The organism is Archangium sp. (assembly GCF_057119385.1).
In genome coordinates this window covers 1-13,402 of the sequence record NZ_DBNGVP010000218.1, presented here as the reverse complement: position 1 = coordinate 13,402, position 13,402 = coordinate 1, and the positions used below count along the sequence as shown (strand labels likewise).

General features: G+C 70.8%; 12 protein-coding genes. 8 read left to right on the top strand and 4 right to left on the bottom strand.

All coding sequences use genetic code 11. From position 1 onward, the window contains the following. Nucleotides 1–4: 4 nt before the first annotated feature. From AC16DP_RS49285 to AC16DP_RS49270, 4 genes are read right to left on the bottom strand one after another with little or no spacing between them, the layout of a single operon-like run. Nucleotides 5–916, bottom strand: coding sequence for a 1,4-dihydroxy-2-naphthoate polyprenyltransferase (locus tag AC16DP_RS49285; protein ID WP_329729873.1), 912 nt, complete (start codon nt 914–916; stop codon nt 5–7). A gap of 21 nt (nt 917–937) precedes the next feature. Then, nucleotides 938–1,813 (bottom strand): 2-succinyl-6-hydroxy-2,4-cyclohexadiene-1-carboxylate synthase, encoded by an 876-nt coding sequence (gene menH, locus AC16DP_RS49280; protein ID WP_329729872.1) that lies wholly within the window; start codon nt 1,811–1,813, stop codon nt 938–940. Beyond that, complete coding sequence (menD, locus tag AC16DP_RS49275; RefSeq protein WP_329729871.1) at nt 1,804–3,573, bottom strand: 2-succinyl-5-enolpyruvyl-6-hydroxy-3-cyclohexene-1-carboxylic-acid synthase; 1,770 nt, start codon at nt 3,571–3,573, stop codon at nt 1,804–1,806. Before menD ends, menH begins: the two co-directional genes overlap by 10 nt. Then, nucleotides 3,566–4,867, bottom strand: coding sequence for an isochorismate synthase (locus AC16DP_RS49270; RefSeq protein ID WP_329729870.1), 1,302 nt, complete (start codon nt 4,865–4,867; stop codon nt 3,566–3,568). The genes menD and AC16DP_RS49270 overlap by 8 nt, the downstream gene beginning before the upstream one ends. Before the next feature lie 129 nt (nt 4,868–4,996). Here AC16DP_RS49270 and aroF point away from each other — a divergent pair, with 129 nt between their 5' ends. The 8 genes from aroF to AC16DP_RS49230 all read left to right on the top strand — a co-directional run bounded on the left by aroF (nt 4,997) and on the right by AC16DP_RS49230 (nt 13,165). After that, nucleotides 4,997–5,893 (top strand): 3-deoxy-7-phosphoheptulonate synthase, encoded by an 897-nt coding sequence (gene aroF, locus AC16DP_RS49265; protein ID WP_329729869.1) that lies wholly within the window; start codon nt 4,997–4,999, stop codon nt 5,891–5,893. Further along, the gene (ubiE, locus tag AC16DP_RS49260) at nt 5,890–6,579 is read left to right on the top strand and encodes a bifunctional demethylmenaquinone methyltransferase/2-methoxy-6-polyprenyl-1,4-benzoquinol methylase UbiE (protein ID WP_329729868.1); all 690 of its coding nucleotides are present in this window, start codon (nt 5,890–5,892) and stop codon (nt 6,577–6,579) included. The genes aroF and ubiE overlap by 4 nt, the downstream gene beginning before the upstream one ends. Then, a complete protein-coding gene (locus AC16DP_RS49255; protein WP_329729867.1) occupies nt 6,560–7,162 on the top strand; it encodes a shikimate kinase in 603 nt (200 codons plus the stop codon). The genes ubiE and AC16DP_RS49255 overlap by 20 nt, the downstream gene beginning before the upstream one ends. After that, nucleotides 7,159–8,436, top strand: a complete 1,278-nt coding sequence (locus tag AC16DP_RS49250; protein ID WP_329729866.1) for a shikimate dehydrogenase — start codon at nt 7,159–7,161, stop codon at nt 8,434–8,436. Before AC16DP_RS49255 ends, AC16DP_RS49250 begins: the two co-directional genes overlap by 4 nt. After that, a complete protein-coding gene (gene aroC, locus AC16DP_RS49245) occupies nt 8,433–9,452 on the top strand; it encodes a chorismate synthase (protein ID WP_329729865.1) in 1,020 nt (339 codons plus the stop codon). Before AC16DP_RS49250 ends, aroC begins: the two co-directional genes overlap by 4 nt. Continuing rightward, entirely contained in the window at nt 9,449–10,519 is a 1,071-nt protein-coding gene (locus tag AC16DP_RS49240) for a 3-dehydroquinate synthase (RefSeq protein ID WP_329729864.1), read from the top strand. Before aroC ends, AC16DP_RS49240 begins: the two co-directional genes overlap by 4 nt. Beyond that, a complete protein-coding gene (locus AC16DP_RS49235; RefSeq protein ID WP_329729863.1) occupies nt 10,516–11,781 on the top strand; it encodes a 3-phosphoshikimate 1-carboxyvinyltransferase in 1,266 nt (421 codons plus the stop codon). The genes AC16DP_RS49240 and AC16DP_RS49235 overlap by 4 nt, the downstream gene beginning before the upstream one ends. 88 nt (nt 11,782–11,869) lie before the next feature. Beyond that, on the top strand, nt 11,870–13,165 hold the full coding sequence (locus AC16DP_RS49230) for a citrate synthase (protein ID WP_329729862.1): 1,296 nt from the start codon (nt 11,870–11,872) through the stop codon (nt 13,163–13,165). The last annotated feature ends 237 nt before the right edge of the window (nt 13,166–13,402 follow it).

Genomic DNA, 13,402 nt, shown 5'->3' with positions numbered 1-13,402 from the left:
CGCCCTACCTCAGGTACAGCCCCACCGAGAACAACAGGCCGAACACCAGCTGCAGCCGCGCCGTCCCGCCCAGCGCCGGGTTCAACGCCGCTCCCTGCGCTCCCAGCACCAACTTCAGCGGCGGCACCGCCACCGGTGCGCTCAGCAGCGCCAACAGCACCCACGGGCTCGCCAGCCCCAGGCCCCACATCGCCAGCGGCGTCGCGAACGCCGCCACCAGCAGCACCACGTACTCCGCCTTGCCCGCCGTCGTGCCGAAGCGCACCACCAACGTCCGCTTCCCCGCCTTCACGTCCGTCGTCGCGTCGCGCAGGTTGTTCACCACCAGCAGCGCCGTTCCAATCGCCCCCACCGGAATCGCCGCCCACCACGCCGCCGGGCTCACCGTCAGCGCCTGCACGTAGAACGTCCCCGGCACCGCCACCAGCCCGAAGAAGAGGAAGACGAACACGTCTCCCAGCCCATGGTACGCCAGTGGGAACGGGCCTCCCGTGTACGCGTACCCCGCCGTCACCGACGCCAGCCCGATCGCCACGATCGGCCAGCCCCCCTCCACCACCAGGTACACCCCCGTCGCCACCGCCAGCCCGAAGCACGTCAGCGCGCTCGCCAGCACCACGCCCGGGGCAATCAGCCCGCTCTGCGTCACCCGCTGCGGCCCCAGCCGCTCCTCCGTGTCCGCGCCCTTCTTGAAGTCGTAGTAGTCGTTCGTCAGGTTCGTGCCGATCTGGATCAGCATCGCCCCCACCAGCGCCGCCAGGGCCGGCAGCCACCGGCCCACGCCCAGCCCGTACGCCAGCGCCGTTCCCACCATCACCGGCACCAACGCCGCCGTCAGCGTCTTCGGCCTCGCGGCCATCAACCACGTCTTCAGGGTGGGGCGGGGCGCCTCCACCGCGGGTGCAATCGCGTTCATGGAATCAATGGCTCTCGGCAACTAGCCGTTGCCCCCCGCCGCGCTCTTGTCGGGCACGGGGATCTCGGGCACGGCGTTCTCGAACTCGGGGGACTCGTACCAGGGCGTCTGCAGGAAGGAGAGCACCTCGCGCGCGTACTCCTCCGGCACTTCCAGATGCGGGGCGTGCGTGCAGTCCTCGAACGTGCGCCGCCACACCACCGGCAGATCCACCGCCATCCTCCGGGCGATCTGCGTGAACTTCTCGTCCTGCGCCCCCGTCAGCAGCAGCGTGGGCAGCCGCTGGCGCTGCAGCTCCGGCCAGTAGTCCGGCTGCACCGCCAGGCCCAGGCACTCCAGCGCCCCCACCAGCCCCTCCACCGTGCACTGGTGGCGCCGCGCCCGGAGCTCCGCCTGCTGCTCCGCCGGCAGCTTGCGCACCCCCGCGAACAACGGCAGCGACTCCCAGTACTCCATGAAGGCCGGCACGCCCTTCTGCCGCAGCATGGCCGCCAGCTGCGCGTCACTCACGCGCCGCTCCGTCCGATGCTGGCGCCGGTGCAGCCCCGGCGAGCCACTCTCCATGATGAGCCGCCCGAAGCGCTCGGGCCGGCTCAGCGCCGCCGCCAACGCGAAACGCGCGCCCTGCGAGTACCCGAGCAGGTTCGCTTTCGGCTCCCCCACCTCGTCCAGCACCCGGAACACCGCGTCGATCGTCTCCAGGAAGCCGTCGCGTCCCGTCCTCGTGGGCAGCGGCGTCTCCCCATGCCCCGGCAGATCCACCGCGATGGCGCGCACCTTGCCGCTCATCAACGGCCTCAGGTGATCGAACGCCGACCGGTTCCCCGTGAAGCCATGCAGGAGGAGGAGCGGGTACGGACCCTCTCCCCACGTCTCGTACGCCATCTTCAGAGCCATGGGCCTTCTCCCAGTGCGGCCGCCATCCTCGCGAACAGCTGCCGGTGCAGATCCACGTTCCTCGCCCGCTCCGCCACCTTCACTTCAATGAGGTGGACCCCACCCTTGAGCCCTTCGGCCACGGCCGACCGCAACGACGCGGGCGAGTCCGGACGCCGGAAGCGGGCCTGGTAGAGCCCCGCCGCGTGCGACAGGTCCACCCCGTGCGGCGTGCCCCACAACGGCTCGTAGTGCGACTTCACACCCTCGGCCTGGGCGATGGGAAGGAAGGAGAAGATGCCTCCTCCGTCATTGTTCACCACCACCACCGTCAGTGGCACCCCGCCGCGGCGCGCCGTCAGCAGCCCGCCCACGTCGTGCAGGAAGGCCAGATCTCCCGTCAGCAGCACCGTGGGCCGCCCCGATGCCGCCGCCACGCCCAGCGCGCTCGAGACGATGCCGTCGATGCCGTTGGCGCCCCGGTTGGCGAGCACCCGCAGCCCCCGGCCCATGGACGGCGCGAAGGCGTCCACGTCACGAATGGGCATGCTGCTGGACACGAAGAGGTTCGCCCCGTCCGGCATCGCCGCCACCACGTCGTGCGCGATGCGCATCTCCGTCAGCGAGGAATCCTCCGAGAACGCCGACTCCAGCGCCGCCCGCGTCCACTGCTCGGCCCACAGGAAGCTCCGCGCCCAGGGGCCCAGGCCCCTCGAGAGCCCCTGGCTCAGCGCCTCGCACGCCGCCACCGCCGAGCCCTCCACCACCCGCGACGCACGGTGCGCCGGATCGTAGAGCCCTCCCTCGTCGCTGAAGACCACGATCTCCGCGCCCGAGCCGTCGATCCACGCCTGCGGCCCCTTGGGCGTCAGGCCTCCGCCGAAGCGCAGCACCAGCTCCGGCCGGTGCGCCCGGGCGAAGGGCTCGTGCCGCAGCATCGCGTCGTAGAGCGACACCGTGGCCGGGCCACCGCCGTAGCGCGCCTGGGAGGTGGCCTCGGCCAACACCGGGTAGCCGGTGGCCTCGGCCAGCGAGGCGATCGCCTCCGCGAAACCATCGTTCTCGTCCCGGGGTCCGCAGACGATGACGCCCCGCTCGGTGGCCGCCACCCGCGCGCGAATCTCCTCCAGGACCTGCGCATCCGGCTGGCGCGCCGGCGGGACGATGCGCGTCAGCGGCGCTCCCGGCCTGCCCTCCCGCGCCAGCGAGGAGAGGTGCTTGGCATCGAAGGTGCCCGGCGTGGGCGCGAGCGGCTCGCGGAACGGCACGTTGAGCTGCACCGTGCCCCGGGGCGCCCGCGAGGCCACGGAGACGGCCCGGGCCACGGTGGCGCGCAGGTGCACCAGCGCCGCATCGTCCGCCTCCGGCAGGCCCACGTCCGCGTACAGCCTCGCGAAGTCCCCGAAGAAACGCGCCTGCGGCACCGTCTGCGGCGCGCCCCACCCCTGCAGCTCCAGGGGCCGGTCCGCCGTCAGCACCACCAGCGGCACCTGCGACATGGCCGCCTCGATGACCGCCGGGTAGAAGTGCGCGCCCGCCGTTCCACTCGTGGCCACCAGCACCACCGGCGCCCGCGACTGCTTGGCCAGCCCCAGCGCGAAGAAACCGGCGCTGCGCTCGTCGATGACGGACCAGGCGCGCAGCCCGTCCGCCCGGGCACAGGCCAGCGCCAGGGGCGAGGAGCGTGAACCCGGGCACACCACCGCGTGCCTCACGCCTCCCCGAACCAACTCCTCCACCAATGCCCGCGCCCACAGTTGATTCAGGTTGGCGTCAGACATGTCCTCCTCCGAGCGCGCGCAGCATGGCCAGGCTCTTCATCTCCGTCTCGCGCCACTCCGCCTCGGCGCTTGAGCCCGCCACGATACCAGCACCCACGAAGAGTCGAGCCTGGGATCCCTTGATGCGCGCCGAACGCAGCGCCACCATCTGGTGCGCCCGCCCGGGTCCTACCCATCCGACCGGCCCCGCGTACCAGCCGCGATCCAACGCCTCGTGCTCCACCAGGAACTCCAGTGCGCGCTCCCGGGGCGTTCCTCCCACCGCCGGTGTGGGATGCAGCGCCGCCACCAGCTCGGCCACCCCCACGCCCTCGCGCAGCTCGGCGCGGATGCCCGTGCGCAGGTGCGCCACGTTCTTCAAGGTGAGCAGCGCCGGCTCCGCGTCCGCCTCCAGCTGCTCCGTCAGCGGCTTGAGCGCCCGGAGGATGTAGCGCACCACCGCCTCGTGCTCGCGAAGGTCCTTGTCGCTTCCCCCCAGCGCCCCGGCCTGCGCGGGCGCCGCCGAGCCGGCCAGCGCCTCCGTCTCCAGATGACGCCCCTCCACCCGGCACAGCGTCTCCGGCGTGGCGCCCAGGAAGGCCGCTCCGTCCGGCGCCCGGAAGAGGAAGGTGGCACAGCGCGGGTTCTGCTCGCGCAACCGGGCCAGCACCTCCACGCGATCAAAGGAGGACTCGCCCTCCACCTCCACCGCCCGGGCCAGCACCACCTTCTGGAGGCCCCCGGCGTTGATCGTCTCCACCGCCCGCTCCACCCGTCCCTCGAAGTCCGGCCGCGACGAGGCCAGCCGCAGCGCCTGCGAGCCATTCCGGGCCTGACGGTGTCCCGCGGGGAAGTTCGCCCCCACCCGTCCCAACAGCGAGCGCACCACGTCCTCGGCCCCGGGGCCCTCGGGAGCGAAGGCCGCCACCATCAGGCCCGGGCCCTCGCGCCACACCACCACCTCGGGCAGCGTCCACCGCCCGAAGCCGAACGCCCCCCACCCCGAGTCCCCGCCCGCCGTCGAGAAGCGCATGCCCCCGAACCAGGGTCCCGGCAGCGCCGCGGGCGCCTCGCCCAGCCACCGCACCGAGTCCAGTGCCGACAGCTCCCGGAGCACCGCCTGGGCCCGCGCCCCACTGCTGGCCTCCACCGAGGCCGCCTCGCCCCACCCCGCCATCGCCTCGCCCGCGAGCGGGCGCTCCCAATAGACGGACGGCTCCCCCAGCACCTCCGCCCCCGCGAGCGGATCCACCGCGGCCAGGGACATCGTCCCCGCCACCCAGTGGCCTCCGTCACCGCGTCCGAGCGTCGTCATCTCCGGTCCTCATCGAGGTCGCGCCACCAGCCGAGGCAGCAACCTCTTGTTGTTCTGTACGGCGGTTTGGCTATACAAGCATCACGGGGTTCAAAACAACGTGAACTCCACAGGGAATGGGAGGCGGCCGTGAGCGGCAAGCCAGGTGAGGAGGGCGGAAGTCCGCCCCGAGAAGGTACGCCCCGGGTAGCCCGGGCCTGGAAGCCCCAGGGCACGCGTGTCCGTGTAGGACAGGTGGAGCTGGGAGGCCCTGGTTTCGTGGTGATGGCGGGCCCCTGCGCCGTGGAGGGCATGGAGCAGACGGAGCACACCGCCTCCGCCGTGGCCGCCGCCGGTGCCCACATCCTTCGCGGTGGGGTATTCAAGCCTCGCACCAGCCCCTACTCCTTCCAGGGCATGGGAGAGCCGGGCCTGCGCGTGCTGGCAGAGGCGGCGCGCAAGGTGGGCCTGCCCATCGTCAGCGAGGTGATGGAGTCCACGCAGATTCCACTGATGGAGGACTCCGTGGACGTTCTCCAGGTGGGCGCGCGCAACATGCAGAACTTCCCGCTGCTGCGGGCGCTGGGGAAGACGCGCAAGCCGGTGCTGCTCAAGCGGGGCCTGGCGGCCACGTTCCAGGAGTGGCTGCTGGCGGCCGAGTACGTGCTCGACGGGGGCAACGAGCAGGTCATCCTCTGTGAGCGCGGCATCCGCACCTTCGAGACGGCCACGCGCAACACGTTGGACCTGGCGGCGGTGGCGCTGGCGAAGCAGCGCACGCACCTGCCGGTCATCGTGGATCCGTCGCACGCCACGGGCGAGCCGGACCTGATTCAGCCCATGGCGCTGGCGGCGGCGGCGGCCGGGGCGGACGGGTTGATCATCGAAGTGCATCCGCGGCCCGAGCAGGCCCTGTGTGACGGGCAGCAGGCCCTCACGCCGGAGCGCTTCCAACATTTGATGCGGCGGCTGCCGGGTGTCCTGGCCGCCGTGGATCGTCACCTTTGGAGGCCGGAGTTCCCGGCCCATGTCGTGGGGGCTCGATGAGCGCCGAAGTCCAGCGGATGTTCTCCTCCATCGCCACGCGGTACGACGTGACGAACGAGGTCCTGTCTTTTGGTATCCACCGGCTGTGGCGCCGCGCGGCCGTGCGGCTCAGTGGCGCGCGGGAGGGCAGCTCCGTGCTCGACTGCGCCACCGGCACCGGAGACCTGGCGCTGGCCTTCAAGCGCAAGGTGGGCGCCTCGGGCCGGGTGGTGGGCACCGACTTCTGCAAGGAGATGCTGGACAACGCTCCGGCCAAGGCCGCTCGCGAGGGGCTCCAGGTGGAGTTCCAGGTGGCCGATGCCATGGCGCTGCCCTTCGCGGACGCCTCCTTCGACGTGGCCTCCATCGCCTTCGGCATCCGCAACGTGGATGATCCGGTGAAGTGCTTGAAGGAGATGGCCCGGGTGGTGCGCCCCGGCGGCCGCGTGGTGGTGCTCGAGTTCGGCCAGCCCACGGGGCTCTTCGGGGGGCTGTTCCGCCTCTACAGCAGGGTGATCATGCCCGCCATCGGCGGCCTGCTCACCGGCAACCGGGCGGCCTACGAGTACCTGCCTCGGACCTCCGCCGCCTTCCCGGCCGGTGAGAAGTTCCTCTCACTGATGGATCAATCCGGCTCCTACAAAGAAAGGGTGGCCCATCCGATGACGTTCGGGACATCCTACGTCTATGTCGGGACCGTCCGCTGAGCAGAAACAGCAACTCGTCCAGCGCATCCTCGGAGCCGTGGATCCACGGCTCGCGCCTGCGCTGAAGGAGGAGCTCGCCCGGCCCGGCCCCCAGCTCCTGCCCACGCCCGGGCAGACGGTCGCCATCGCCGGGCATCGCTCCGCCGGCAAGACGCGCCTGCTGCCCCTGGTGAGCGCCCTGCTGGGCAAGCAGGGGTTGGATCTGGATGTCGAGCTCGAGCGCCGCTCGGGCCGCGGCCTCCGGGATTGGGTGGCGCAGGACACCAACGGCTTCCGCGAGGCGGAGCGCGGCCTGTTCCTGGAGCTGCCGCGAGGCTCCGTCGTCGCCCTGGGCGGTGGCTTCCTGTCGCATCACCCGGAAGCGCTCCAGTCCTGCTACACCCTGCTCGTGCCCATCTCCTTCGAGACGTACCGCGAGCGGCTCCTCGCCGACAAAACGCGCCCCCGGTTGCGTCCCGGTATGTCCCTGGAGGAGGAGCTTCATTCCATCTACCACCAGCGCCAGGTGCTCCACGCGGCCGTGCCCACCGTGAGCCTCGCCGACTTCCTCCGCGCTTTCGTGTCCCCCGGGAGCCAGCCATGACGCCGGCCCGCCGCGTCGTCACCCTCCCCCCGAGCCTCCGCGGCCCCGACGCCCTGCGCTTCGCCACCGAGGCCCGGAGCCGGGGCGCCGATGTGCTGGAGGTGCGCACGGATCTGCATCCCGCCGAGGCGGTGGATGCCTCGGCACTCGCGGGCATCCTGGAGCTGCTGGTGTCCGAGCGCGGCACGCCCCTGCCTCCCGCGTGGGTGGCCGCCGCCCGGTGGGTGGATCGGGATGTCGTTCATGCTGGAGATCTCGCGGCTCCGGCCGGGAAGCTGCTGGCCTCGCATCATGCCGAGCGGCCCCTGTCCACCGAGGAGGCCCTGCGCCTGTGGGACGTGGCGCTTCCGAGTGGTTCGCTGGTGAAGCACATCGAGCCGCTCGGCGTGGAGTCTCGCGAGCGGATCTCCGTGCTGCTGGAGACCCAGGCCCGGTTGAAGGCCCGTTTTGGTGAGGGGCGGGTCACGGTGCTCGCGATGGGGCCCACGGCGCTTCCTGTCCGTGCCGTGCTCGCCCGGCGCAATGTGCTCGATTACGTCGCCGTGGGCGGTGATTGGAAGGCCGCTCCGGGACAGCGGTTGCTCGCGGATGCGGTCCGGGAGGCTCGGCACCCTCACCCCGTCCCTCTCCCGGAGGGCGAGGGGATATTGAGCCGATTGGGGATTCTGGGGACCTCGATCGTCCACTCGCGCTCGCCTCGCATCCACCGCCAGCCCTTCGATCGCATCGACATCCCAGAGGACGCTCCCGTCGAGGCCCTCGTCGACGCCCTCCTCCCCCACTACCGCGGCTTCGCCGTCACCAGCCCCTTCAAGATCCGCCTCGCCCGGCACACCGGCTCGCCGCTCGACGCCATCAACACCCTCGTCCGCCGCCGCGACCGCTGGGAGTCCTTCAACACCGACACCGCGGGCGCTCGCTCCGTCCTCGAGCGGCTCGGGTCCAAGGATGTATTCGTCCTCGGTGACGGGGGCGCCAGTGCCGCCATCCGCGTCGTGGGCGCCGAGCTGGGCTCTCAGCTCCGCTTCCTGCGCCGCGCGGAGATTTCAGGACCCCTCTCCGGCGCTGGCATCTGGACCTGGCCGGATCGCATCACCCCACCCGACACCCTGCGCTTCGAGGGCGCCCGCGTCGCCGTCATCGCCTACGGAGCACCGGCGCGCCGCATCGCCATGGAAATCACCCGCCGCGGGGGGACTCCGCTGCTCCTCGGCGCGGCCTGGTTCATCGCCCAGGCCCGACAGCAGCGCGCCCTCTGGGAGACCGCTTCATGAATACGATTGGCACCCTCTTCCGCCTCACCACCTTCGGCGAGAGCCACGGCCCCGCGCTCGGCTCCATCATCGATGGCTGTCCGGCGGGCATTCCCCTCGAGCGTGAGCTCATCCAGACCGCGCTCGATCGCCGCCGCCCCGGCCAGTCCGCGCTCGTCACCGCGCGCTCCGAGCCGGATCAGGTGGAGATCCTCTCCGGCGTCTTCGAGGGCAAGACGCTCGGCACGCCCATCGCGGCCATCGTGCGCAACACGAACCAGCGCTCCGGGGACTACGACAAGCTCAAGTCCGAGGACCGTCCCGGCCACGCCGATGCCGTCTGGCGCGAGCGCTTCAAGCACCGGGACCACCGCGGTGGTGGGCGCACCAGCGGCCGGGAAACGCTCTGCCGCGTCATCGGAGGCGCCGTGGCCGAGGCCTACCTGGCCCAGTCCTTCCCCGGGGTGCGCACCGTCGCCTGGGTGTCGCAGGTGGGCAACCTGGCGTCCGCGGTGCCCGCGCCCGGCCTCACCCGCGCCATGGTGGACGAGCACCCGACCCGCTGCCCGGATCCGGTGGCCCGCGAGGAGATGTCCCGGCGCATCCTCGCCGCCAAGGAGGCCGGAGACAGCCTCGGTGGGTGCATCGACATCCGCGTCGACGGCCTGCCCGTGGGCCTCGGCGAGCCCATCTTCGGCAAGATGAAGGCGCTGTTCGCGCACGCGCTGGGCAGCGTGGGCGCCGTCACCGGCGTCGTCTGGGGCCCGCCGGATCTGCTCTCGCGGATCGAACAGCCCGGCAGCGTCTTCCACTCCCAGAAGGACACCTACGGCGGCATCCAGGGTGGCCTGGCCAATGGCGAGCCCGTCGCCCTGCGCGTCTTCTTCAAGCCTCCGGCCACGCTCGCGGACCACGCGAAGGGCGGGCGACATGATCCCTGCATCATGCCGCGCGCCGTGCCCGTGCTGGAGTCCATGGTCTCGCTCGTGCTGGCGGACCTCGTCCTTCAACTCAACGCCCGGCCCCACTCCGCATGATCCAGCTCTCTCCTGGCGCCTACCGTCACGCCACCGACCGGTGGGGCTCCTTCAAGCGTCTGTGCGCCACCCTTCCCGAGGGCAGCTTCGCCGTCGTGGATCGCCGGGTGGCCCGCCTGCACCCCACCCTCATTCCCGCCCTCAAGGCCCGCAAGCCCCACACCATCGTGCAGCTCGCTGGCGGTGAGAGCGCGAAGACCTTCGAGGCCCTGGAGCAGTTGATGGCCGCGGGCCTGTCGATGCCGCGCTCGGGCACGCTGATCGCCATCGGCGGAGGCACCATCGGCGATGTGTCCACGGTGGCCGCGCACCTGCTGAAGCGGGGCGTGCGGCTGGTGCAGGTGCCCACCACGCTGCTGGCGGCGGTGGACAGCAGCCTGGGCGGCAAGGGCGCGGTGGACATGACCGTGCGCGGCCGCGTGGTGAAGAACCCGGTGGGCGTCTTCCACTACGCCGACGAGGCGTGGCTGTGCCCCGAGTTCTACGAGAGCCTCTCGGACACGCAGCGGCGCGAGGGCTCGCTCGAGGCCTGGAAGATGGTGGCCAGCCTCGACGAGGAGCTCTTCCGCGCCTACAAGCGCCGGCCGCCCGCGCTGGAGCGGATGGTGAAGGACGCGCGGCGCCTCAAGGAGTCCGTCTGCGCGCAGGATCCGTACGAGCAGCAGGGACTGCGGCGGGTGCTCAACTTCGGCCACACCTTCGGGCACGTGCTGGAGAGCGTCTCGCAGTTCAAGCTGTCTCACGGGGACGCGGTGGGTCTCGGCATGTTGTGCGCCATGGACGTGGGGCGCGCCATGGGCGTCACCCCCGAGGACGTGGCATCGCAGGTGGAGGACGCGCTGCACCGGGGGCCGGGAGTGCTCGGCCGGGAGCGGACGGCGGCCCTGCTCGAGCGCGCGGCGCTCAAGGACGTGATGGCCCTGCTGGCCGCGGACAAGAAGACGGGCAGCGCGGGCGAGTTGCGGATGGTGCTGCTCACCGACGTGGGCCGCGCCGAGGTGCGTGACGTCTCCGCGGACGTGTGGCGCGCGCTGTGGCCGGCCTGGACCCGAGGAGTTCGCCCATGAGTCAGATGCACGTCGATCCGAGCCAGCTCACCCCGGCGGTCCTCACGCCGCCCATCTCCAAGTCGGACGCGCAGCGGGCGCTGGTGCTGGCGCACCTCACGGGCGCCTGGCCCCTGCCCGTGCTCCAGGAGGAGCCCGAGCACTACCTGCCCGCGGACGTGCACGTGCTGACCCGGGGCATCAACACCCTGCGCCAGCCGCCCGGCACCGTGCGTGACGTGGACTGCGCGGATGGCGGAGCCCCCTTCCGCATCTTCGTCACGCAGGCCGCGGTGACGCCGGGCACACACGTGCGTGTCACGGGAACGCCCCGGCTCGGAGAGCGGCCCCATGGCCCCCTCTTCGAGTCCCTGCGCGAGGCGCTCGGCCCCTCGGGGCTGGTGCTGAAGGAGGGCACCCCCTGGCCGGTGGAGATCCAGGCGCCCGGCAAGACGGGAGAGCCCGTCTTCCGCGTCCCGGGAGCGCAGAGCAGCCAGTACGCCTCCAGCCTGCTGCTGGGCTGTGCGGCCCTGTACCTGCGCGAGCGCCGCCCGTGGCGGGTGGAGATCATCGGCCCGCTGACGAGCGCGGGCTACCTGGAGCTCACCGTCTCCTGGCTGCGCCGCTTCGGTTTCACCGTGCAGGTGCGGGAGGGCCGCTTCGAGGTGACGGACTACCGGGCCCCCGAGCGCACCCCGGCGATGCCGGGTGACTGGTCCTCCCTGGGCTACCTGCTGCTCATCTCCTGGCGGACGGGCGGGAGCGTGGAGCGGGCGGACCTCGACAGCGCGCACCCGGATCAGGCGCTGGTGCGGCTGGTGGAGCGCGCGGGCCTGAAGGCGGTTCCCGGCGAGGGCCCCAACACCCTGCGGATGACGGGGACGGCCCGGGACGGGCTGGTGGCCTCGGGGACGGAGTGCCCGGATCTGCTGCCCACCCTGGCCGCGCTGGCCCTGGTGCTGCCGCGCCCCTCCACCCTCACGGACGTGGGGGTGCTGCGCCTCAAGGAGAGCGACCGGCTGGAGGGAATCCGCACCCTGGTGTCCGCTTTTGGAGGCACCACCCACCTGGAGGGCGAGACGTTGACAATCCACCCTCCTAACTCCCATCCGCCGCGCTTCTCCATGGACAGCAAGGGAGATCACCGCCTGGCCATGGTCGCGGCTACTCTCTCCGTCCTATCCGGTGTGCCCCTCTCCCTCACCGGACCTGAATGCGTGGAGAAGAGCTTCCCGGGCTTCTGGCGGCAGTTGGAGCGCACAGGAGTTCGACTCACGTCTTGAACGGGCGATGCCCGGGGGGAAACGCGGCCTCCCCGGGTGCGGTTCTTTTTTGTTGAAAGCGCTCTGCCGCCTGTGAAAAGTCCCGCCCATGGCAAAGGAAACGCTGACGATCACGGACAATCGGACCGGGAAGACGTACGAGGTCCCGATCGAGAACGGCTGCATTCGCACCAACGCTCTGCGCCAGATCAAGGTCTCCGAGGAAGACTTTGGCCTGATGGGTTACGACCCGGCGTTCCTGAACACGGCCAACTGCAAGAGCGCCATCACCTTCATCGACGGTGACAAGGGCATCCTCGAGTACCGGGGCTACCCCATCGAGCAGCTCGCGGAGAAGTCCTCGTTCATCGAGGTGGCCTACCTCCTGCTCAACGGCGAGCTGCCCACGCCCAAGCAGCTCGAGGAGTTCAACTACCTCGTCACGCACCACACGTACGTGCACGAGAACATCAAGACGTTCATGGACGGGTACCGCTACGACGCGCACCCCATGTCCATGCTGTCCTCCACGGTGGCGGCGCTCTCGGGCTTCTACCCGGACGCGAAGAACACCAAGGACGAGCGCAGCCGCCGCATCCAGATGACGCGGCTCATCGCGAAGATGCCCACCATCGCGGCGTTCTCCTACCGCCACAGCATGGGCCTGCCCTACGTCTACCCGGACAACGATCTGTCCTACGTGGGCAACTTCCTGGCGATGATCCGGAAGATCGGCACCACGACGTACAAGGTGAACCCCACGCTGGAGAAGGCGCTGGACGTGCTCTTCATCCTGCACGCCGACCACGAGCAGAACTGCTCGACCACGTCGGTGCGCACGGTGGGCTCCTCCGAGGTGGATCCCTACTCGGCGGTGGCGGCGGGCATCGGGGCGCTCTACGGCCCGCTGCACGGCGGTGCCAACGAGGCCGTGCTGCGCATGCTGCGCGAGATCGGCCACGTGTCGAAGGTGCCGGACTTCATCAAGGCGGTGAAGACGGGCGAGGGTGAGAAGAAGCTGATGGGCTTCGGTCACCGCGTGTACAAGTCCTACGATCCGCGCGCCAAGGTCATCAAGCGCGTGGCGGACGAGGTCTTCGAGGTGACGGGCAAGAACCCGCTGCTCGAGATCGCCGTGGAGCTGGAGAAGATCGCGCTGCAGGACGAGTACTTCGTGAAGCGCAAGCTGTACCCGAACGTGGACTTCTACTCGGGCCTCATCTACGAGGCGATGGGCTTCCCGGTGGAGATGTTCCCGGTGCTGTTCGCCATTCCGCGCACGGTGGGTTGGGTGACCCAGTGGGAGGAGATGGTGAAGGATCCGGAGCAGAAGATCGCGCGTCCGCGTCAGGTCTACACGGGCTCCAAGCGCCGCGACTACGTGGCGATGAAGGACCGCAAGTAGTCCGAGCACCAGCCAGCGAGGAGAGGGCGAACACCCTCTCCCTCTGGGAGAGGAGCCCCCCGTCGTTCAAAGGGGGGGCAAGCCCCCCGGGGTGAGGGTCAGCGGACCCACGCCTTGGCCCTCTTGGCGTTTCAGGCCCCCTACCCCGCCCGGGCCGACACCGCGGGCTCGTCCGAGTACAGGGAGTCGATGAGATCCTTGTACCGGGCCTCAATGAGCTGGCGGCGCATCTTCATG